The sequence below is a fragment of the Alishewanella sp. BS5-314 genome, from assembly GCF_025377695.1.
Classification (GTDB): Bacteria; Pseudomonadota; Gammaproteobacteria; order Enterobacterales; family Alteromonadaceae; genus Alishewanella; species Alishewanella aestuarii.
This window is the reverse complement of record NZ_JACEHJ010000001.1, coordinates 82302-104347: the sequence shown is the minus strand read 5'-3', so window position 1 is coordinate 104347 and position 22046 is coordinate 82302. Positions and strand designations below refer to the sequence as shown.

The 22046-nt window shown below is 52.0% G+C and carries 23 protein-coding genes; 21 read left to right on the top strand and 2 right to left on the bottom strand.

Annotation, left to right across the window (positions count from 1 at the left end; all coding sequences use genetic code 11):
- Window positions 1-331: 331 nt before the first annotated feature.
- Window positions 332-1660 (bottom strand): M20/M25/M40 family metallo-hydrolase, encoded by a 1329-nt coding sequence (locus tag H1D31_RS00490; protein ID WP_261255140.1) that lies wholly within the window; start codon window positions 1658-1660, stop codon window positions 332-334.
- A 120-nt stretch (window positions 1661-1780) separates the two neighbouring features.
- Here H1D31_RS00490 and H1D31_RS00485 point away from each other — a divergent pair, with 120 nt between their 5' ends.
- On the top strand, window positions 1781-2170 hold the full coding sequence (locus H1D31_RS00485; protein WP_008608896.1) for a response regulator: 390 nt from the start codon (window positions 1781-1783) through the stop codon (window positions 2168-2170).
- An 89-nt stretch (window positions 2171-2259) separates the two neighbouring features.
- Window positions 2260-2556: an ArsR/SmtB family transcription factor gene (locus tag H1D31_RS00480; protein ID WP_008949981.1), complete on the top strand. Its 297-nt coding sequence runs from the start codon at window positions 2260-2262 to the stop codon at window positions 2554-2556.
- A gap of 118 nt (window positions 2557-2674) precedes the next feature.
- Here the strand turns inward: H1D31_RS00480 and rpsT are convergent, their stop codons facing one another.
- Window positions 2675-2944, bottom strand: coding sequence for a 30S ribosomal protein S20 (gene rpsT / locus H1D31_RS00475; RefSeq protein WP_008608893.1), 270 nt, complete (start codon window positions 2942-2944; stop codon window positions 2675-2677).
- Between the two features lie 174 nt (window positions 2945-3118).
- Between rpsT and murJ the strand changes: the two genes are divergently transcribed.
- From murJ to H1D31_RS00375, 19 genes are all read left to right on the top strand, one after another.
- Window positions 3119-4696 carry a murein biosynthesis integral membrane protein MurJ gene (murJ, locus tag H1D31_RS00470; protein ID WP_314732986.1) on the top strand — a complete coding sequence of 526 codons (1578 nt, stop codon included), beginning with the start codon at window positions 3119-3121 and terminating at the stop codon, window positions 4694-4696.
- Window positions 4697-4744: 48 nt separating this feature from the next.
- Complete coding sequence (gene ribF, locus H1D31_RS00465; RefSeq protein WP_261255133.1) at window positions 4745-5695, top strand: bifunctional riboflavin kinase/FAD synthetase; 951 nt, start codon at window positions 4745-4747, stop codon at window positions 5693-5695.
- A gap of 14 nt (window positions 5696-5709) precedes the next feature.
- On the top strand, window positions 5710-8535 hold the full coding sequence (gene ileS / locus H1D31_RS00460) for an isoleucine--tRNA ligase (RefSeq protein ID WP_261255131.1): 2826 nt from the start codon (window positions 5710-5712) through the stop codon (window positions 8533-8535).
- A complete protein-coding gene (gene lspA / locus H1D31_RS00455; RefSeq protein WP_065955612.1) occupies window positions 8535-9026 on the top strand; it encodes a signal peptidase II in 492 nt (163 codons plus the stop codon). The genes ileS and lspA overlap by 1 nt, the downstream gene beginning before the upstream one ends.
- Complete coding sequence (gene fkpB / locus H1D31_RS00450) at window positions 9023-9454, top strand: FKBP-type peptidyl-prolyl cis-trans isomerase (protein WP_065955611.1); 432 nt, start codon at window positions 9023-9025, stop codon at window positions 9452-9454. The genes lspA and fkpB overlap by 4 nt, the downstream gene beginning before the upstream one ends.
- A gap of 2 nt (window positions 9455-9456) precedes the next feature.
- Window positions 9457-10386, top strand: coding sequence for a 4-hydroxy-3-methylbut-2-enyl diphosphate reductase (gene ispH / locus H1D31_RS00445; RefSeq protein ID WP_065955610.1), 930 nt, complete (start codon window positions 9457-9459; stop codon window positions 10384-10386).
- Between the two features lie 12 nt (window positions 10387-10398).
- Complete coding sequence (locus H1D31_RS00440; RefSeq protein WP_261255127.1) at window positions 10399-11478, top strand: sensor histidine kinase; 1080 nt, start codon at window positions 10399-10401, stop codon at window positions 11476-11478.
- The gene (locus H1D31_RS00435; RefSeq protein WP_008608882.1) at window positions 11456-12163 is read left to right on the top strand and encodes a LytR/AlgR family response regulator transcription factor; all 708 of its coding nucleotides are present in this window, start codon (window positions 11456-11458) and stop codon (window positions 12161-12163) included. The genes H1D31_RS00440 and H1D31_RS00435 overlap by 23 nt, the downstream gene beginning before the upstream one ends.
- A gap of 108 nt (window positions 12164-12271) precedes the next feature.
- Window positions 12272-12847, top strand: a complete 576-nt coding sequence (locus tag H1D31_RS00430; protein ID WP_261255125.1) for a GspH/FimT family pseudopilin — start codon at window positions 12272-12274, stop codon at window positions 12845-12847.
- Window positions 12848-12855: 8 nt separating this feature from the next.
- Window positions 12856-13284: a type IV pilus modification protein PilV gene (gene pilV, locus H1D31_RS00425; protein WP_261255123.1), complete on the top strand. Its 429-nt coding sequence runs from the start codon at window positions 12856-12858 to the stop codon at window positions 13282-13284.
- A complete protein-coding gene (locus H1D31_RS00420; RefSeq protein WP_261255122.1) occupies window positions 13281-14252 on the top strand; it encodes a PilW family protein in 972 nt (323 codons plus the stop codon). Before pilV (H1D31_RS00425) ends, H1D31_RS00420 begins: the two co-directional genes overlap by 4 nt.
- Before the next feature lie 2 nt (window positions 14253-14254).
- Complete coding sequence (locus H1D31_RS00415; RefSeq protein ID WP_261255121.1) at window positions 14255-14764, top strand: PilX N-terminal domain-containing pilus assembly protein; 510 nt, start codon at window positions 14255-14257, stop codon at window positions 14762-14764.
- A gap of 9 nt (window positions 14765-14773) precedes the next feature.
- Window positions 14774-18187, top strand: coding sequence for a pilus assembly protein (locus tag H1D31_RS00410; RefSeq protein WP_261255120.1), 3414 nt, complete (start codon window positions 14774-14776; stop codon window positions 18185-18187).
- Window positions 18184-18594 carry a type IV pilin protein gene (locus tag H1D31_RS00400; RefSeq protein WP_314732985.1) on the top strand — a complete coding sequence of 137 codons (411 nt, stop codon included), beginning with the start codon at window positions 18184-18186 and terminating at the stop codon, window positions 18592-18594. The genes H1D31_RS00410 and H1D31_RS00400 overlap by 4 nt, the downstream gene beginning before the upstream one ends.
- 78 nt (window positions 18595-18672) lie before the next feature.
- Window positions 18673-19146: a type IV pilus modification protein PilV gene (pilV, locus tag H1D31_RS00395; RefSeq protein ID WP_261255119.1), complete on the top strand. Its 474-nt coding sequence runs from the start codon at window positions 18673-18675 to the stop codon at window positions 19144-19146.
- A 3-nt stretch (window positions 19147-19149) separates the two neighbouring features.
- Window positions 19150-20112 (top strand): PilW family protein, encoded by a 963-nt coding sequence (locus H1D31_RS00390; RefSeq protein ID WP_065955601.1) that lies wholly within the window; start codon window positions 19150-19152, stop codon window positions 20110-20112.
- A gap of 43 nt (window positions 20113-20155) precedes the next feature.
- A complete protein-coding gene (locus H1D31_RS00385) occupies window positions 20156-20533 on the top strand; it encodes a hypothetical protein (protein ID WP_261255118.1) in 378 nt (125 codons plus the stop codon).
- Window positions 20530-21597, top strand: coding sequence for a hypothetical protein (locus H1D31_RS00380; RefSeq protein WP_261255117.1), 1068 nt, complete (start codon window positions 20530-20532; stop codon window positions 21595-21597). The genes H1D31_RS00385 and H1D31_RS00380 overlap by 4 nt, the downstream gene beginning before the upstream one ends.
- A complete protein-coding gene (locus H1D31_RS00375; RefSeq protein WP_261255116.1) occupies window positions 21597-21998 on the top strand; it encodes a type IV pilin protein in 402 nt (133 codons plus the stop codon). Before H1D31_RS00380 ends, H1D31_RS00375 begins: the two co-directional genes overlap by 1 nt.
- Window positions 21999-22046: the final 48 nt, after the last annotated feature.

The window sequence follows — 22046 nt, the reverse complement described above, 5'->3', positions numbered from 1 at the left end:
TTCGGATTAGATTAAGTAATATACCCAAGTGACCTCAAGATACGTATTTCAGAGTCTTTGGGCGCTTTTAATGCAAGGCACACTGGCGACGCAATGTCGACTACCTTGCTAGCCAGGGTAACGCCGCAGTAGAAGCGCCCAAAGGCTCCCGTAGGGCTGGGTTCAAAGCGCTTTATGCCGCGTTAGCTGTTTTCACTTTGGAACCACCAAAGCTTCAAACAGCCGCCTTGCCTAAAGCGCTTTGCTCTCCAGCTGAAATTCGTATCTTGAGGTCACTTGGGTATAAATGTAACCCTGCTGTCATAAAGGCGACAGCAGGGCCGGGGGGAGTTTACTGGCGTAAATCAACGCTGCTATTGGCGATGGCGCGGGTCATAATCAGCCAGGCTTCCAGGTTTTGCCGCAGTGCCGTTGGATCAATTTTATCCAGGGTATCGTTTGGCGTATGGTGATAATCGAAGTAATCGGTGCCATCCTGCATCAGGCTGGCGACTGGCACGCCCTGAGCCTTTAAAATTGACACATCCGGACCACCTGAGGCGGTATTCGGACCCATGGCAATACCCAGCGGTGCCAGTTGTTGCTGGATCTGTCTGGCAAATTGCAGCGCCTGCTCGCCCATACCGGTATCAAAACGCCAAACCCGGCCGGCACCAAAGTCAGATTCAGAGGCAAAGACATGCTTATGCAGTTGTTGGTGATGACGGGCGGCATACGCACGGGCGCCAATCAGACCGCCTTCTTCGTTGCCAAACAGCACCACCCGGATTGTGCGCTCCGGCTTTTCCTGTTTTAGCAGGGCGGCCGTCGCCATTACGATGCCCACCCCGGCGCCATCATCCAAAGCCCCGGTGCCTTCGTCCCAGGAATCCAGGTGCGCACTAATTAACACAATTTCATCCGGTCTTTTACTGCCGGTAATTTCCGCAATCACATTATGGCTGGTGACGGTGCCTGGCAGCTTGTTATTCATTTGCAAACTTAGGCTGACTTCCGGGTTACGGCTGAGCATTTTATTAAGCTGCAAGGCGTCAGGTACCGAGATCGCCGCCGCCGGGATCCGCGCTACGCCCTCTTCATAGCGCATCTGACCGGTATGAGCGAACCTGTTACTGCTGCTACCGACCGAGCGGATCAGCAAGGCTTTGGCTCCGAGTTTTGCCGCTTCGACAGCACCGCGGGCGCGACCACCGACTACCTGGCCGTAGAAGCCACCACGGATGTCTTTTTCCAGCGCATGGTTAATAAAGACGATACGATCTTTGACCTGTGACGGCTCGGCGGCAATCAACTCTTCCAGCGTATTAAACATTACGACCTGCGCCGTGATACCATCAAAAGGCGTACCCACAGAGCCACCCAGAGCGGTGAGTACCAATGCCTGGTTGAAAGGAGCACCAACGCGCAGACTGGCGTCACCACGCTCCCAATACAGCATCTCAAACGGCTCGCGCCAGACTTTATCGAAGCCTAACTGTTTAAAATGTTGCTCGGCCCAGATCACAGAGCGGATGTCAGCTTCACTGCCAGCCAGCCGCGGTCCGACCTCGACGGTTAAGGACTCCACCAGCTTATAGGCTAAATCTTTATCCAGTGGTAGGGTTGTTGCCTGCACATTCAGACTAAAAGCTGCTATTATTGTGCTGATCCAGAGTTTCATATGCTAAGTGACCTTGGTAGTTTAGATTTTTTCGAATTTATCATCTTTAACGGATTAAACCCAGATTTAGCGGCTAACGTAAGAAAAAGCCAGACTAACTGAGTAAGGAGTACCTTCAGGATGCAAGGGCAGACACAGGGAGACGCATCATCAGGCCTGACAGCTTTGGTGGTAGACGATACGCTAACCAGCAGACATTATCTGAAACAGATCCTGCAGTCGCTTGGCGTAGCGGTAGTGCATGAGGCCGCAGATGGCGCCAGTGCTGAAGCCTTATTTGTGCAACAGCAACCGCAGCTGGTTTTTTTGGATATTCAGCTGCCAGACATCAACGGTAAGGTACTCTTACAACGATTCCGGCGTATTGATCAGCACTCGCATATTTTTATGGTGTCGGCCCATTCCAGCGTCGACAACCTGAAAGCGGCAGTAGCAGGTGGTGCCAAGGCTTTTGTCGTGAAGCCATTTTCGGCAGAGCGAATTAGTCATCTGGTGCAACCTTTGCTCTGATTGTTGGTCTGAGGCTGGTCAGGCGTATCAGGGCTTCAGTTGTCAGCTCTGGGTTCTTTTTCAGGTTCAGTCAGGTACGGTAACAATAAATGAATTTAGAAGATATGCTGAAGAACTCAGCACAAGCGGTGAAATTGCTGAAAGCCGTTTCGAATGAACGGCGGCTGATTATTTTATGTCACCTGTTAGAAGGTGAAATGTCGGTGGGTGAAATTAACGAAAAGCTGGATTTAAGTCAGTCAGCCCTTTCGCAGCATTTGGCATTGTTACGAAAGCATAAACTGGTGAAAACCCGCAAAGAAGCACAAACGGTATTTTACCGCCTTAACAGCGCCGAGGCCGAGGCCTTGATCGCGTTGATGCATAAATTGTACTGTTCAGAATAAAGGTTGCTACGGCAGCCTTTATTTTTGGCCGCTATCAGGGTTTGTTGACCTTTACTATGAAGAATCGCGTCAAACAAAAAAGCCAGCATTAGCTGGCTTTTTCGTCGAACTCTGACAGTTAAGCGGCTTTTAACGCTTTAACATGTGCATTTAAGCGAGCTTTATGACGAGCTGCTTTGTTCTTATGGATCAGACCTTTGGCCGCCATGCGGTCAATTACCGGAACCATTTTGTTGAATGCTTCCTGAGAAGCAACTGCGTCAGCAGTTAACACCGCTGCGTAGGTTTTCTTGATGAAAGTACGCATCATAGAACGTTGACTGGCGTTTTGCTGACGACGTTTTTCTGATTGAATTGCGCGCTTCTTAGCAGACTTAATGTTAGCCAAGGTAACACTCCTAAAAACTAAACCGGACTCTTTAAAGGCCGCATAATATGCCTATTTACTGTGCCATTGTCAAATGCTTTCCGCGAAAAGGCCAGCAATTTAATTGGGATTACCGCTGGTAATTGGCGCCCCGAACAGGTGAAAATAGCGACGCATTATACACAGGAGTTTCAGGTGTCGGGAAAATTATTAAAGTCAGGGCTGATTGTAAGTTTTATGACCCTGATTTCACGGGTATTGGGGCTGGTCCGCGATGTGGTGGTTGCTAATTTTGTCGGCGCCGGTGCGGCGGCCGATGTATTCTTTTTTGCCAACCGCATTCCAAATTTCTTACGCCGTTTATTTGCCGAAGGCGCTTTCTCGCAGGCCTTTGTGCCGGTATTAAGTGAGGTGAAAGCGCAGCATGGCGATGATGCGGTGCGTGAGTTGGTGGCAAAAGTCGCTGGCACACTCGGTGTGATTGTCACACTGGTAACCCTATTTGGTGTCATCGCCTCACCGCTACTAGCTTTACTGTTCGGTATGGGCTGGTTTATCGAATGGCTTAACGATGGCCCGGATGCGCATAAGTTTGAGCTGGCCTCGTTAATGCTGAAAATTACCTTTCCCTACCTGTGGTTTATCACCTTGGTTGCCTTGTCGGGCGCCATTCTAAATACCTATAACCGCTTTGCGGTGGCGGCCTTTACGCCGGTATTTTTAAATATTGCCATTATCGGCAGTGCGCTCTATCTGGCACCGACGCTGGATGAGCCTGCGCTGGCCCTGGCCTGGGGTGTGTTTATCGGTGGCGTGGTGCAGCTGTTGTTTCAACTGCCGTTTCTGGCCAAAGCCGGTTTGCTGGTGATGCCAAAATGGGGTTGGCACGATCCGGGCGTGACGAAAATCCGCACCCTGATGTTGCCGGCGCTTTTCGGGGTATCTGTCAGTCAGATCAACCTGCTGTTGGATACCGTGATCGCGTCGTTTTTATTAACCGGTGCGGTGAGCTGGCTGTATTACTCAGATCGCTTAATTGAATTTCCATTGGGTTTATTCGGTATTGCGATTGCCACTGTCATTCTACCGAACCTGTCACGCCATCATGCCACCGCCAATGCGGAGCGTTTTTCGCATACGCTGGATTGGGCGATCCGTTTTGTGGTGATGTTTGGCTTGCCGGCGATGCTGGCGCTGATGGTGCTGGGGCAGCCCATTATCAGTGTGCTCTTTATGCGCGGCGAATTTACCCAGCAGGATGTGCTGATGGTGTCATACAGTCTGGTGGCCTATAGCTGTGGTTTGCTCAGCTATATGCTGATTAAGGTGCTGGCACCGGGCTACTACGCCAGGCAAGATATTAAAACCCCGGTAAAAATTGGCATTATTGCCATGGTCGCTAATATGGTGTTTAACCTGATGCTGGCGCCGTTTTTAAGTTATGTCGGTCTGGCGCTAGCGACTGCGATGTCGGCCAGTTTAAATGCGTTTTTACTGTATCGGGGTTTAAAGCTGGCCGGAATATATCAGCTAAGCCGGCAGAACTGTTGGTTCTTAGCCAAGTTTAGCCTGGCCGCGATCTTAATGGCGGCAACCTTGTGGTGGTTAAGTCCAGAATTGAATGACTGGATTGCCCGGCCACTGACAGCACAAATTCTGTTGTTAAGTAGCCTTTGTGTCGGCGCGGTGCTGCTGTACTTCGCCTTGCTGTTGCTTTTCGGGGTACGTTTGGCTGATTTTAAAGCGAAATCTGTTGCTGAAAGCCGTCACTAATCCGGTTATAATCCGGCGTTTACAGGCACCAGAGGCATTATTGCAGGCATGGAGTTAATCCGCGGTATCCATAATATTCTGCCGCAGCATCAAGGCTGTGTACTGACTATTGGCAATTTTGATGGTGTGCATCTGGGGCATCAGGCGGTGCTGGCAAAGGTGCAGCAGTTAGCGCTGTCACTCAAGCTGCCATCCTGCGTGATGGTATTTGAGCCGCAGCCGCTGGAGCTGTTTGCCGGTAATGCCGCGCCAGCGCGTTTAAGCCGCTTTCGCGAAAAATATCAGGCGCTGGCCGCCGTCGGGATTGACCGCATGCTGTGTGTGAATTTTAATCGCAGCTTTGCCGCTCAGGATCCGCAGCAGTTTATCAAAACCCTGTTGCTGGATAAGCTGGGCGTACGGCATCTGATTGTGGGCGATGATTTTCATTTTGGCAAAAATCGCAGTGGTAATTATGCCTTACTGGCCCAGGCCGCGGCGCAATATGGCTTTGGTTTAAACAGCACCTCCAGTTTAAAACTGGGCGAGCAGCGGGTCAGCAGCACTTTGATTCGCGAAGCGCTGCAACAAGACCAACTGGACAGAGCCGCAGCCATGCTGGGGCGGCCTTTTACACTAAGCGGCCGGGTGCGCCATGGCCGTAAGCTGGGGCGGGATCTGGGTTTTCCGACGGCCAATGTCTGGCTTTACCGGCGTAAGCTGCCGGTGTCAGGTGTGTACGCTATTACAGCGCATACTTGTTATGGTGTTTTTAACGGTGTCGCCAATATTGGCAACCGACCGACAGTGCAAGGCAGTCGTGAGCAGTTAGAAGCCCATTTATTTGATTTTGATCAGGATTTATATGGCAGCCAGATCCGGGTAGAGCTACGGCATAAACTTCGAGCCGAGCAACGTTTTGCCAGTCTGGATGCGTTGCAACAACAAATTGCCGCCGATGTTGCGGCAGCACAACAGTATTTTAGTGAGGCCGCGTCCGCGCAGGCCCCGACAACCTAACGGAACCGAAACGGATGAGCGATTACAAGCATACCCTTAATTTACCGGAAACGGCCTTTGCCATGCGCGGTAATCTGGCGCAGCGGGAACCGCAAATGCTGGCCAAGTGGACGCAGGATGATCTCTATGGTCAGATCCGCAGTGCAAAAAAAGGCAAGAAAACCTTTATCCTGCATGATGGCCCACCCTATGCCAATGGCAATATCCATATCGGTCATGCCGTTAACAAAATTCTGAAAGATATTATTGTTAAAGCCAAAACCCTGTCTGATTTTGATGCGCCCTATGTCCCGGGCTGGGATTGCCATGGCCTGCCGATTGAGCTGGTGGTGGAGAAAAAATACGGCAAGCCGGGTACCAAGCTGACGCCAGCAGAGTTTCGTGAAAAATGCCGCGAGTATGCGCTAACGCAAATTGAAGCGCAGCGCACTGACTTTATCCGGTTAGGGGTATTAGGCGATTGGTATAAGCCGTATCGCACTATGGATTATGCGACCGAAGCCAATATTATCCGCAGCCTGGGTAAAATTATCGGTAATGGCCACTTGCAACAGGGCTTTAAGCCGGTGCACTGGTGTACCGACTGTGGTTCGGCCTTGGCCGAAGCCGAAGTAGAATATCAGGATAAGGTCTCGCCCGCGATTGATGTGCGCTTTAAGGTACAGGATGACAGCGTTGCGGATAAGTTTGATCATCCGGCTGGTCATGCCGGTCAGGGCCCGATTTCTGTGGTGATCTGGACCACCACTCCCTGGACTATTCCGGCAAACCGCGCCGTGGCACTCAACGCTGAGTTACAGTACTCGCTGGTACAGGTTGAGCAAGGTCCAAATGGCGCAGAACGCTTAATTCTGGCCACTGACCTGGTGAAAGACGTGATGGCGCGCGCGAATATCGAGCATTACCATGCGCTGGGTTTCTGTCAGGGCGCGGCGCTGGAGTTAGTGCAGCTGCAGCATCCGCTGTATGACTTTAGCGTGCCGGTAGTGTTAGGCGAACATGTTACGACGGATTCGGGTACCGGCTGTGTGCATACGGCACCGGGTCACGGTCAGGAAGACTTTGTGGTTGGCCAGAAATATGGCCTGGAAGTCGCTAACCCGGTTGGTGCCAATGGGGTTTATCTGCCGGATACGCCGCTGTTTGCCGGGCAGCATGTGTTTAAAGCCAATGACACCGTGGTTGAAGCACTGAAAGCGGCCGGTGCCTTATTGGTACACAAAGCCTATAAGCACAGTTATCCGCATTGCTGGCGCCATAAAACGCCCATTATCTTCCGTGCCACGCCGCAGTGGTTTATCAGCATGGAGCAGCAGGGCCTGCGCCAGACGTCATTAACGGAAATTGAGCAAACCCGCTGGATCCCGGATTGGGGTCAGCAGCGGATTGAAAATATGGTCGCCGGCCGGCCGGACTGGTGTATTTCACGCCAGCGCACCTGGGGCGTGCCGATTGCACTCTTTGTGCGCAAAGATAACAGTGCCTTGCATCCACGCACGGCTGAACTGATTGAGCAGGTGGCACAGAAAGTTGAACAGGCGGGGATTCAGGCCTGGTTTGATCTGGATGCTGCTGAGCTGTTAGGCGCGGACGCCGCGGATTACATTAAGGTTACCGATACCCTGGATGTCTGGTTTGACTCTGGTGTAACCCATGCCGCAGTCGTCGATGCGCGGCCGGAATTCCATGGCGCCGAAATTGACCTGTATTTAGAAGGTTCGGATCAGCACCGTGGCTGGTTTATGTCGTCACTGATGACTGGCGTCAGCATTAAAGGCAAGGCGCCGTATAAACAGGTACTGACACATGGCTTTACCGTGGATGGTGAAGGCCGCAAGATGTCGAAATCGCTGGGCAATGTGGTGTCACCGCAGGATGTGATGAACAAACTGGGTGCTGATATTCTGCGCTTATGGGTGGCGACCACGGACTACACCTCGGAGATGACGGTATCGGATGAAATTCTGAACCGTGCCGCTGATAAATACCGCCGTATTCGGAATACCGCGCGTTTCCTGCTGGCCAACCTGAATGGCTTTAACCCGCAAACGGATGCCTTGCCATTTAATGAACTGGTGGAGCTGGATCTGTGGGTAGTAAACCGGGCGGCGAAGTTACAACAAGAAATTATTGATGCGTACGATAACTACCAGTTCCATCAGGTAAGTCAGAAACTGATGAATTTCTGTACCGTGGAGCTTGGCAGTTTCTATCTGGATGTGATTAAAGATCGCCAGTATACCGCGCACACCGAGTCCAAAGCCCGCCGCTCCTGCCAGACTGCGCTGTATCATATCGCTCAGGCGATGGTACGCTGGATGGCACCGGTAATGAGCTTTACCGCGCAGGAAATCTGGGAGGCCTTACCAGGCCAGAGCACGCCTTATGTGTTTACCGATGTTTGGTATCCGGGTTTTGCCAACTTACCGGCAGGTAAATTCAGTGACGCCTTCTGGCAACAGCTGTTAGAAGTACGCGATGAAGTGAATAAGGTGCTGGAAGCAGCGCGCCGCGAAGAAAAGCTCGGCGCCTCTTTACAGGCTGAAGTAACACTGTTCGCCGGTGCTGAATTGGCGCAGGCGCTGTCACAGCTGGGCGACGAGCTGCGTTTTGTGCTGATTACGTCAACCGCTAAGGTGAGTGCGGAGCAACCGGCTGCTGCGGCGGTGGCCACCGCCATTAAAGGTTTAAGTGTGCTGGTAGAAGCCTCTACCGCCGCCAAGTGCGAGCGCTGCTGGCACCACCGTCATGATGTCGGCGCCGATGCCGCCCATCCGGGTATTTGTTTACGTTGCGTCAGTAACGTAGAAGGTAGCGGTGAACAGCGGGAATTTGCCTGATGCAGTTGTTTAATAATACCGCCTGGCGCTGGTGGTGGCTGATCCTGCTGTTAATCGGTCTGGATCAGCTGACCAAGCAGCTGGTACATCAGAATATGGCCCTGTACGATTCGATTGAACTGTTGCCATTTTTTAATCTGACCTATGTGCGTAACTATGGCGCTGCCTTTTCGTTCTTAAGTGACGCCGGTGGCTGGCAGCGCTGGTTCTTTACGATTCTGGCGGTGGTGATAAGTAGCGTGATTGCGGTCTGGATGAGCCGGTTACCACGGCAGCAGATTAAGCTGGGACTGGCATTAAGCCTGGTGTTTGCCGGTGCTATCGGTAATTTAATTGATCGCAGCATCTATGGTTACGTAATAGACTTTTTCCATCTGTATTACCAGACCTGGCATTATCCGGCCTTTAATATCGCAGATTCGGCGATCTGTATTGGCGCCGCCCTGATTATCTGGGACAGTTTTAGCAGTGATTCCGAGGCAAAAAAATGAGCGAAATTCAGGCCAAAAGTACAGTAATTTTTCACTTTGATATCACGCTGGCCGACGGCAGTGCGGCCGAGAGTACCCGGGTGCACAACAAGCCGGCAAAATTACAGATGGGCGATGGCAGCTTGTCACCGGCATTTGAAGCCCAGCTGTTAGGTATGACGGCCGGTGAGAAAAAAAGCTTTACCCTGGCCCCGGAAGACGCCTATGGTATGCCGAACCCGGATAATATTTATTACGTTGACCGCAGTAAATTCTCGGCTGATGCGCCGGCGAAAGTTGGCGCCATTATTGGCTTTGCGATGCCGGATGGCTCGGAATTGCCTGGCTTAGTGCGGGAAGTGGTGGGCGATTCGGTCACCGTTGATTTTAATCATCCGCTGGCGGGTCAGACCCTGACCTTTAATGTCGAAATTGTGCAGGTAAGCTAAAGATGGATATTTTACTCGCTAATCCGCGGGGCTTTTGTGCCGGTGTTGATCGGGCGATCAGTATCGTAGAGCGGGCGCTGGAGCTGTTTCCGCATCCAATCTATGTGCGGCATGAAGTGGTTCACAATAAATTTGTGGTAGATGGTTTACGCCGTCGCGGCGCAGTCTTTGTTGATGAACTGGACGAAGTGCCGGATAGCCATATTGTGATTTTCAGCGCCCACGGTGTGTCGCAGGCGGTGCGTGAAAATGCACGGCAGCGCGGTTTAAAGGTGTTTGATGCCACCTGCCCATTAGTGACCAAGGTGCATATGGAAGTGACCCGCGCCAGCCGCAAAGGCACCGAATGTATCCTGATTGGTCATGCGGGACATCCTGAGGTAGAAGGCACCATGGGCCAGTATGATAACGCTGAAGGTGGCATCTATCTGGTGGAGTCGGTCGAGGATGTGGCAAAACTGCAGGTTAAAAATCCGGCACAGCTGTGCTATAGCAGTCAGACTACCTTGTCGGTAGACGATACCGCCGATGTGATTGATGCGCTGCGCGCCCGTTTTCCGGATATTGAAGGGCCGCGCAAAGATGATATTTGCTATGCCACGCAGAATCGCCAGGATGCGGTGCGCGAACTGGCCGCTAAAGCCGAACTGATGCTGGTTGTCGGTGCCAAAAATAGCAGTAATTCTAACCGCTTACGCGAGCTGGCGGAGAAGCTTGGTTGCAAAGCCTATTTAATTGATACCGCCAACGATATCCAGCAAAGCTGGCTCGACGGTATCAGCCGGGTTGCCGTTACCGCTGGTGCTTCTGCGCCGGAAATTCTGGTGCAGGATGTGATTAGCCAGTTGAAAATGTGGGGCGGTAAAACTGTGACCGAAACCACCGGCCGCGAAGAGAATGTGGTGTTCGCCATTCCGGCTGAGCTGCGTTAAGCGGAGACGACCATGCGACAGACTGTGACGCAAGCTCCCGAACAGTCTGGCGTTTTTCCATCACTTTGCCGCGGTAAAATGCTGCTGCGGCTGCTGGTGTTAACCCAGGCCGTAGCTATCCTGCTGGCCTTTGCTCCCGGAATTAGCGGCGACCCCTGGCTCAGACTGGGGGTGATATCGCTGTGCAGTCACTGGATCACCTTGTTAAGTCTCGGGTTCTTGTGTCCGGCCTTGCAACGCTTGCCGGGTGTCAGTTTGCCTCGTCTGGCGACGCTGGTCGGTAGTACCCTGTTGTTAGCAACCGTCCTGGTGTCGCTGGTGATCTGGTGGTACTTCGCTGCCGGCCTGCCGGAATATCAGAGTTTCTGGCATTTTACTGCAGCGAATATGCTGTTGGCTTTTGTCGTCTCGTTATTGTTAATTCAACTACTGTTAATGCATGCCGAGCGTGCCAGGCTGCTGGTTGCCCAGCAGCGGGCCGAGTTAGATGCCCTGCAGGCCAGGATTGCACCGCACTTTTTGTTCAATAGTTTAAATGCGATAGCAGAGTTGACGCATCAATCCAGTGCGGCGGCAGAGCAGAGTTTGTTGGATCTGGCTGATTTATTCCGGGCCGCCATGCAGGCGGGGCAATTGATCCCGCTTAGTCAGGAACTGGCATTAGCACGCAAGTATTTGCAGCTGGAGTCGATCCGGCTTGGCGATAAACTGCAACTGGACTGGCAACTGCCAGCAGACTATCCGGATACTCAACTGCCGGCGCTGACGTTACAACCCTTGCTGGAAAACGCAGTACGTTACGGTGTTGAACCAGCGTCGCAACCAGTCACCATTTCGGTGCAATTACTGGTTGGACAGCAGCAGCTGGTATTATTGATCACGAATCCGATTAACCACTCCACTATGCAGCCAGCCACGGCCTTAACGCAGCAAAACGGTATTGCGCTGAGTAATATCCGCAATCGTTTGGATCTGCTTTATGCCGAGCGACAGCAATTTAGCTGCAGCGCGCAGGATGGTGTATTCAGGGTTAAACTGGTGTTACCTATCATAAAACGGGAGACAGCGGATGCGGGCGCTAATCATAGATGATGAACCTCTGGCACGGGCCCGCTTAAAACGTTTACTGCAAACGAGCGCGCAGTTTGCAGAAATCGATGAAGCAGCGGACGCTGAGCAGGCGCTCCTGCTCAATCAGCAACACCTGCCAGATGTGGTGTTTCTGGACATTAACTTACCCGGCAAAAATGGCTTAGAGCTGGCAAGGGTTTTCGCCATTCAGCCAACACCACCGGCAATCATCTTTTGCACCGCTTATGCAGAACATGCACTGGCAGCCTATGACTGTGCGCCGAAAGACTATTTACTGAAACCTGTCAGTCAGCAAAGTTTGGATAAAGCACTGGCGAAGTTGAGTCTGGTAACGCGGGCGGACCAGCGAGCCCGGGAGTCTGACACGGCGAAATTAGTCTATCTGCAGGGCGGAATTAAACGCTCACTGTCACTGAGTGAGGTGTGTTATTTTCGCGCCGGCGATAAATATGTGACGGCGGTACTGCCGGCGCAGGAGATCTTGCTGGAAGAAAGTCTGTTGGCACTACAGCAACGTTTTCCAAATCAGTTGTTGCGGATCCATCGTAGTCTGCTGGTGCATAAGGCGCATTGTCAGGCGCTGTTAACCCGGGATGGCAAACACTATATGCAATGCCAGGGGCGCCCTGAGCTACTGGAAGTTAGCCGCCGTCTGCTCAGCCAGGTTAAACAAGCGCTGGCTTAACCGCTTATCTGAAATTTCAACCGCTGGTCAAGCCGGCTTTTACCTTGTTTGTACTCGCCGCTATAGTAAAACTGAGACAGGTTTTCACAACCCGATAAGGAAGTGGCTGTGCAAAAAGCAAACATATCCGGCTTTACGTTAATCGAGGTAATGGTAACAGTGGCGGTGCTGGCAATAGTGATTACTGTAGCCGTGCCCAGCTTTGGCAATTTACTGGCGGCAAACCGTTTAACCGGCCAATCAAATGAAATACTGGGTGCACTGGCGTTGGCCAGAAATGAAGCCATTAAGCAAAATCAGGACATCGTATTTTGCCACAGTAATGATCTGCTGGTTTGCGAAAATGCACCTGCTGCGGGCTGGCGTGGTTATTTGGTATTAAGGCCGGCTGATAATACCGTGATTGCAGCCGGTCGTCTTAGCTCAGCCAACCTTATCCTGTTGGCCAGCCCGGCCGTGAATAACTCGACCCGCAATAATGTTAACCAGGTGATTCGCTTTAATCCGCAAGGTGTGGTGCGCCAGGGCAATCAGGAAGCGGTATTGAACGGTGTGCTGCGGGTGTGTACTAATGTCGCCAGTATCAATCCGAATTCACGGGATATCCAGCTGAGATCCGGCGGACGGGTCAGAATTGTGCAAATTCATAACGCTGGCTGTAATGCCCCGGCAAACTTAGCGTAGGTGCAGTGATGAAACAAAAAAATCGCAATAGCTACAAAAGCCAAACTATGCAGCGGGGTGTCACCCTGCTGGAAGTTATGATCGCAGTCTTTGTGCTGGGTATAGGGTTATTAGGCGTGGCAGCGCTGCAAGGTGCCAGTGTCAGACATACCAATAATGCCCTGGAGCGGACTATGGCAGTGATCCTGACCGAAACCCTGTCTGAGTTACTGCGTGCGAATCCACAGCTGGCACGGCAGGGCAGTTTTGCCTTTAGTGATTGTACCGGCAGTACTGAGCTGGGCACGCATGGCTGGGTATTGGACGTGAAACAAGCGACACGGGCTGATACCTGCCCGGTTGTAACCTGGCAGGATGGAACCTATCTGGTCAGCATTGTCTGGGGCGATGAGCGAACCGGTGTTGAGAGCCGGGTTATTACGGAAATTATGCCATGAAGAAGCAGTTAACAGGCTTCACGCTGGTTGAATTGATGGTGGCGATGGTACTGGGCTTACTGGTACTCGGTGGTGCTCTGACAGTGTTCCTGGCCAATCAAACCACTGGCCGCGCCAATCAGGCGCTGGCGGAAATTCAGAATACCGCCCGCATGGCACATCTGTTAATGGCGCATGATATTCGCAATGCCGGCTTTACCGGTTGTGGTAACTCGCCGCGGGTAGCAAATGTGGTCGCGGTTGCAGGTGCTAACCCAATTTGGGCCAATTGGCGCGATGGTCAGGGTATCCGCGGTTTGCCTGCACCGGTTGGCGCTATTAATGGCCGTGCCGCAAATGATGGCTCAGAAGCATTACGGGTGCTTTATGGTGGCGGTAGAAGTAATACCATTCGTTTATATGATGGCCAAACGCTAACACTAAATACTCCCTCTGTGGTCGGGGCCGGTGAGTTAGCCATTGCCTGTGATGAGAACCTGGCCAGTATTTTTCAGGTAAGTCAGGTCGGCGGTGCCGCACAGGATCAGGTTCAGCACATGGTAGCCGGATTAAATTGTGACGCTAATCTGGGTTTTGTCGCGCCGGAGGATTGGGCCTGCGGTGTGCACCCGGCGCGTAACTTTAATAATGGCGCCATGCTAATGCGTTTGGAGTCCGTGGCCTGGTTTGTCGCGCCCAGCCTGGATGATGCCAATGTTTCGTCATTGTTTCGCGCTTCGTTGATTAATGGCGGACAGCTAAATGAAGAGGTGCTATTTGGCGTAAACAATCTGCAGTTTGCTTACCTAAACGGCGACACCATGGCATTTCAAACAGCGGCGGCGGTGACCGCTGCTAATGCCTGGGGCAGGGTGATAGCGGTCAATGTCACACTCACTCTGGATCCGGCTATTTTGCAAGGAACAGAGGTACCGGAAAACGCCAGAACTATTCGTTTTTTAGTCTCGCTGCGTAATAGATTGGGGTAATTATGATGAGATCCAGACAACAAGGTGTTGCTTTGGTGGTCAGTTTACTGCTGCTGTTGGCCATTACTCTGGTTGCGGTCAGTAATATGCGGCGTACCACGGTACAGGAGCGAATGACAGGTAACCTCTATGACAGTCAGTTGGTAATGCAGCAAGCAGAAGCGGCCTTACTCTTTGCTGAGCGGCGTTTAGAAAATGCAGCTTTGCCGGCTGGACCAGTTGGCTTGATAGGTCAGCCGGGCATTTACAATTTACCCAATCCGCTGGCTGCCGATCGTTGGGCGCCGGGGAATAACTCGCAGTGGCAACCGGGGCCGGCGATGAATGACGATATGGTCGTGCAGGCACAATATATTATCGAATATATGGGGGACTGGGCCTATCCGCCGGACTGTGACCGTTCGTTAACGATACCGGCAAATTGCCTGCAACCTACCTTTAGAATTACCGCCAGGGTACCAGCGAATGATGGCCGGGCAGAAACCATGTTACAAACCGTTTGGCGTCGTTGAGGACAAGCTATGAAACCTTTTAACGCAATACCTATGCTGAGTAAACCGGCGTTTTTGTTCGGATTGCTCTTTGGCGCCGCCAGTGCCCACAGTGCAATACAGATCTCGAATGTACCACTGCAAACCGGTAGTGCTGTACCGCCTAATGTTATGTTTATTATTGATGACTCGGGTTCAATGCATTGGGAAATTACGCCGGATGAGTTCAGAGGTTCAGCGTACTATATGTTTCCTCGAGCCAATGGCGTTTATGGCGCCGATGATTATACAAATACTGTAGTCTCATTCCGTGACGAATCCTCTACAGCAGCAGCTGAACGCAACTTTGTTGCTACAATGCGCTCCTTCGAGGTGAATAAGTCTTACTATAATCCAGAGATTACCTATCGACCTTGGGTAAGGGCTGACGGCAGCTCTTTTCCTCCAGCGCCCCCTGCTGCGGCGCCGCATCATCCGATCAGGAATGTCGGTACCCGGAACTTAACGGCAGACAACTCCCAGTCGGCAACCTGGGTTACCTGTACTGTCGGTGCATCTGGCTCCAGTTCATGCAGCACCAGTAGTCAGACCCGGACTTTCTTTCCTGCGGTCTATTTTCAGTATAATGGCGGCAACCGCTTTGCCCGTGCCAGTTATACTAAAGTGGAGATCCGGCCAACCACGACCTCTTATAGTGGCGGTGGCAGGACTAACCGCACCGATTGTACCGGCGGGGTTTGTACTTATGCCCAGGAAATCCAGAATTTTGCCAATTGGTATACCTACTACCGTTCCAGAATGTTGGCTTCACAAGGCGGTATTGGTCGGGCTTTCGTTAGTCAGTCAGAGCGGATGCGGGTCGGCTTTGGTTCCCTAAATGCGGCTTCAACTAACGTCGACGGTGTCAGTACCAGAACTATTATCCGTGGCGTACGGCCTTTTTCCGGCTCTGATAAGGACGATTTCTACAGTCGTTTATACACAAGTAATTGGCCAACTTCTAACACCCCACTGCGCAGGGCGTTGGATGATGCGGGCCGTTACTTCTCCCGTACTGATAGTAGAGGGCCCTGGGGGTTAAATCCGGGCTCAGGTACAGAGCCGACTTTAGATCATATTACTTGCCGGCAGAGCTTTACCATCCTGATGACCGATGGTTATTGGAATGACGCCGAAGCAACTACCGCAGGTGCCAGAGCCAATGTTGACGGTAGCACAGGTCCTCTAATCACAGGTCCGAATAATTTGAGTTTTCAATATCAGCCCAGATCGCCATTTTCTGATGGGCATAGTAACACGCTAGCCGACGTTGCCATGTATTACTGGAACCGTGATCTGAGACCTGATTTGGAAAATCGAGTGCCAACCAGCACTATTAACCCAGCCTTCTGGCAACATATGGTGACCTTTGGTGTGGGGTTAGGTGTAACAGGCTCAGTTAGTCCTACTACTGCATTTAATGCGATTAGTAATCTTGCTAGTGTTACATGGAACAACCCGACAACGAATGCCGCTAAGTTGGATGACCTGCTGCATGCTGCAGTTAATGGTCGTGGTGGTTTCTTTACCGCAGATAACCCGGATGATTTTGCCCGCAGACTGGAGGCGACGCTAAGGGCAATTCAAGATAGGGTGGCGTCAGCGTCCAATCTGGCAGGTACTACGACCTCAACCCAGGCAGATAATTTCGTGTTTCAGGGCAGTTTTAATTCGGGTGAGTGGAGTGGTGCATTAAAGGCATTCAATATTGACGACACTGTAGTGCCGGTTTGGGAAGCCAATTTCCCGGCCTGGGATAGTAGAAATATTTTCTTTGGTAAGCGAAATAATGCCGGTGCAGCGGCTTTTACAACTGCTAATGTTAATGCTGATGGAAATGCCTTAAGTGGCAACGGAGACTTGATTGACTATCTGCGCGGTGATCAGACTAAAGAGGAAGGTGAATCTGCCCAATTTAGAAAGCGGGTCAGTATATTGGGTGATATTGCTAACTCGTCACCATTGTACCTAGCAAATCCGGTAAATCGCAATTTTCAGCGCTACAATTGGGCAGGTGCCAGTAGTTATCGGGACTTTTTAGCCGAGCAACAGAACCGGCAACCAGTGGTCTATGTTGGCGCTAACGATGGCATGTTACATGGGTTTAATGCTACCAATGGCACGGAAATTATGGCTTATGTTCCGGCTTCAGTACTTACGCCAGCAGCAAATCTCGCGGATTATGCCAGCACAGAATACGAGCACCGCTACTTTGTCGATGGCTCCCCGGTCGCTTTTGACGTCTATCTCGGCGGCAGTTGGAGAACCATTCTCATAGGTTCTTTAGGCCGCGGTGGTACTGGTTTGTTTGCGATAGATGTTACCTCACCCACAGCATTGGCAAGTGCTAATGCGGCGGAGCTGGTACTTTGGGATAAGAGTTTTCCGGAGCTGGGTATCACAACCAGTAAACCAGTAGTTGCGCGCTTAAATAATAACAAGTGGGCTGTGGTTGTAGGCTATGGTTACAACAATAGCGTCAATAAGGCCGGTTTATTGGTTATTGATTTGGAAACCGGCGAGGTATTGCGAAAACTAGATGCCGGTACTGCTTTGAATAATGGCACTGGCCAGGTTGAAGGCTGGGATGCTAACGGCGATGGGATTACGGATTGGTTTTTTGTTGGCGATCTGCAGGGCAATATCTGGAAGTTTGACTTATCTTCCAATACAGCAGCCAGCTGGGCAGTAGCTTATGGCGGTGATCCCTTGTTTGTGGCAACAGACAAAAATGGCGTGCGCCAACCTGTTACCGGCGGTTTAACGCTGAGCTCGGATCCGAAGACCGGTTATCTTTGGGTTAACTTCGGTACCGGACGGATGTTGTCAGAAGAGGACCCTTTGACCAGCAGCCTGAATACCTGGTATGGGATCCGGGATGGTTCCAAGATTACCAGCCGTAGTGAATTACAGGAGCGAAAAATTCTCGGCGAGCAAAATAATGCCCGTGTCATTGAACTGGGCGCACCCAATGATATGACGACAAAGCGGGGCTGGTTTATTGATTTGGGCGATCAGCGGGAGCGGATCGTAAACCGGCCGCAGCTGGTTGGTAATGCGATGGTCGTCAATACTATTATTCCGGGTGATAACCTGTGTAATCCGCAAGGTAGCGGCTGGGTAATGTCAGTTGACCCGTACACAGGTAGTCGTCTGCGTTACAATTTCTTTGATCGTAACAATGATGGTATTTTTGATGGCAATGATTCTATAAGTATTCCCGGTGTCAACAATGGTGAACTTACCGTCGTCAGTGCGATCCGCTTTGATGGTATGCCGAGTGAGCCGGTATTCTTTGATAACAAAATGATTGTCGGCTTGGCAGATACCCGTATTGCTGATGTTGATGTCGATCTGGAATTTTTACGCGGCAGGGTATCCTGGCGGGAGTTAAGTAATCCATGATGATAAATAAAATTAAAGGTATCACGCTAATCGAGTTAATGGTGGCGGTGGCAATAGTCGGTATTCTGGCCTCTATTGCCTACCCATCCTACCGCGATTATGTGTTGCGTAGTAATCGAGGCGCAGCTACTGCTTGCGTGATGGAGCTGTCGCACTTTATGGAACGCGGCTATTCGGCGAACTTTAGCTACCTTGGGTTAAATTTGCCTGCTAGTCAGTGTATTAACGATCTTAACCAGCGCTATACCTTTGCGCTGGATAATCAGGCCGCCAGAACCTATCGGATAACGGCAACGCCATCCGCAGCCCAGGCTGGGGATGGTTGTGGTGTGCTGACCTATGATCAGACCGGGCGCAAGGGGGCTAACGGTGGTTTTGATCTGGCAACAGTGCAAAGGTGCTGGTAAAAAAATTCACAAATCTTGTTGAAATTTTAACAAGGCGATCTAAGTTTATTTACCTAAGGGTTGCTAAACGAGGTCGCCATGTTACGCCAACAGGGAGTGACTTTAGTCGAGGTACTGGTCACTTTACTGATCTTAAAAGTCGGCTTACTGACAGTGCTTGCCGCTCAGCTGCAAGCACTGCGCTTGACTACCGATGCCTTGCAAACCACCACAGCGGTGGCGCTGGCGCGTGATATCCTGCCACAACTTTCCAGTTTTCATACTGCTACAGATACCGCTCTCGATATATTGCCGGAAACGGTTATGCCGCCTTGCGCGTCGGGTTGCGTTGATGGAGATTACCGCCAGCATTTGCTGGCGCGCTGGCAGCAGCAATGGCTAACCGATAGTGGCTACGGGCTCTTGCTGGCGCCCGAGTTTTGCCTACAGCAGCAAGCCGGACACATCAGATTGCAAGCCAGCTGGCAACAGCGCTCGGCGCTAAGCCTGGCCAGCCAGCACTGCGGCGGCGGGCCAGGCCGGACCGGTCTACAGGTTCCTGCCATGGAGTAGCCTATGACTGGTAAGCAAGGAGGCTTTTCATTAATCGAATTAATGATCGCCAGTACGCTGGCGCTGCTGCTGTTAGCGTTGATGTTAACTGCTTTTAGTAGTCTTAGTGCTGCTTCTACCCAGAGCAGGCAGCTGGCGTTTTTGCAGCAAAATGGCCAGCTGGTACTGAATTTGTTGTATAACGAGTTTGAAAACAGTGGCTTCTGGGCCGGTCAATCGCTAGCACAAGTCAGGCAAAGTAGCAGCCAGGCTGCGCCACCGGCCGCCGATTGCCGGCTGCCCGGTATGACGCATGGTAGTTTTCCGCTTACCAATGAGCCCTTTCTGACGCTTTATGCCGCGGCGGCCGGTAGCAGCGGGCAATTATCCTGTTTGTCTAACCTGGCAAATGGCACTGAGTTTATCCAACTCAAACGCACTTTGGGTTTAGCTGTAACGCCTGATGAAATGCGTGCCAACCGTTATTACTTCTGGCCGCAGTGGCAGCAAGCGCAGTTCGTCGATCGTGACAGTGCTATTCCGGCTCAGACACTGCTTTTTCCCTACCAACATTTAGTGCTGTATATCCAATGGCAGCAACACAGCACTGGCAGTATACCGGTCTTGATGCGCAAGCGTCTGGTTCGCACTGCAGGCGGACAAGCCAGTATCAGTACCGACTCGGTAGTCGATGGGGTGGAGCGGCTGCACTTTGAGTTTCTGCTCGATCTGGATCAGGACGGGCAACCTGATGCCATAGTACCCACCGCCGATATGACCAGCGGCAACTGGTTTCAACAAGATGCGCGGATCCTGGGTGTCCGCTTCTTTGTGTTACTGCGGGCGTTGGAGCCGGATATGCGGTATCAGAATCAGCGTTTATATCAGTTGGGATCGCAGCAGTTTGCTGCGCCCGGCGATCACTACCGGCGCCTGCTGTTAAGTGGGGCGGTGAATTTTAGTTTTGCCAGTACGGCAGAAGAGTGAGGACGACAATTCAGAGCATCGTTACTGAAACTACGGAGGAGCTATGAGAGAGCAAGGAATGGTTTTACTCAGTGCACTGTTGTTTTTAGTGGTTATGTTATTAATGGTCAGTAGTAATTTATATATCAGCCAGCTTAGCGTGAAATCGGCTCAGGCAGCGCAGCAGCAACTGCAACTGGACGTACAGGCATTGCAGGCGCATCTGTTACAGTTATCCGGTTTGGATCCGGAACTGCTACCTGATCCGGTATCAGCTCTGCCCTCTTGCCCGGGAACCTATGCTGCCTGGTCAGATGCCAGCATGCAATGTGAGTTGGTGTTATTTGAAACAGCAGAGCAACATCATCAATACCCGCTTTATACCCGCTACGGCAGCATGCTGCTACGTAAAAGGTTGCAGATCCCGGAGCTTGCACCATGAGCCCCCGCATTCTGTTACTTTGGCTGCTGCTGCAAAGTCTGGCTTTGCCTGCGGCTTGCCCGGAGTTTCTGCCGGCTGAACCGGCACGGCTAACGCTTAACCATCAGCAACAGACTATACAGGCGGAGCTGAGCTGGGCCGCAGCATCGTCAGAGCCTGCCGAGCTGCTGGTGCTCGGCGCAGCAGATCAGCAACTACTTGCCAGCATCGCGCTGAATCATCCGGCTTTTTCCGGTAGCTTTATGGCGCAACCACTGGCAGAAGATGCGGATCTGGATGGGCTGGCGGATCATCTGTGGCTGGTGAATCAACAAGGCTTAATTTGGCGGGCGGCTTTTTCCGGCAACCAACTGGGTACGCCTGTGCTATTGGCGGATTTGTCTGGGCTTGGGCTGCAGTTTCGTTATAGCGTCAGCTTGCTCAGAACGCGATTACCAGGCCGCCTGGCGCCGGCAGTCTGGCAAAATCTGGAGCAGCATCTGCTGTTATTGCTTGGCCGCGACCCACTGTCGGATCAGGATGTGTTGCTGCTGTTGCGTTATAGCGTTAATCCGGCGCTGCAGACCTTTGTCCAGGGCGCTCAGCTCACAGATCGCACTGAATTATCCGAGGCAGAGCAGCAACTTACGCTCAGCGCTGCTGATTGGCGTAATCTGTTGGCAACGGCGGGTTGGCAAATGCGCTTAAACGGTCGCTTAACGGCGCTGCCACGAGTGGTCGCCGGTGTGATCTATGCGCCTTTAATGCGCCCGGCCGCAGACAGTTGCCAGCCTGAACTAGCCGAGCATCAGCTATTGGCGGTGCAATTACATACTGCGGGGCAGGTCTATCAAAGCCGGCAGCTGAGTATCCCTTATCTGGCAGACGGGCGTTTGCAATTGCAACAGCAGGTGGATCTGAGTGTCAGCCTGATCTGGGCTAATGCTAATCAGCAACTGACTATTCTGCCGTTACTGCGTCGGATCAGTGGTGATTGTCACTATTGCAGTGAGCCGCTGCAGCTGGATGCCCGAGCTTTTATCCGACGTCTGGCCACCTTTAAAGACGAGCAGGGGGCCTTTTAATGAAAGCGCGTGGCTTTACGCTGCTGGAGATGCTGATCACATTGCTGTTGCTGGGGATCCTGGCCAGTATCAGCTACCCGTCTTATCAGCAATATATCCTGCGCTCCTACCGTGCTCAGGCGGTTACTACCTTATTAGAACTGGCTGCCCGGCAAGAGCAATATCTGCTGGCAGAAGGTCGTTATGCCACCAGTGCGGTTGAGTTGGGGCTAAGCTCAGCCCTAACTCTTAACGGCCGTTATCAGTTACAGCTGTCGGCAAGCACGGCACCGCACAGCTATTTACTGCTGTTAACGGCGCAGGGACCCCAGCAGCAGGACCAGCTCTGCCGGCAGTTTAGTCTTAATCATCTTGGGCAGCGCAATCCCGGTTTGGCTGAACCGTTAAGCTGTTGGGAGTAAAGGCAATGGCCGGGCGGCGTCAGCAAGTCCGCTTATGCTGCAGTTAAA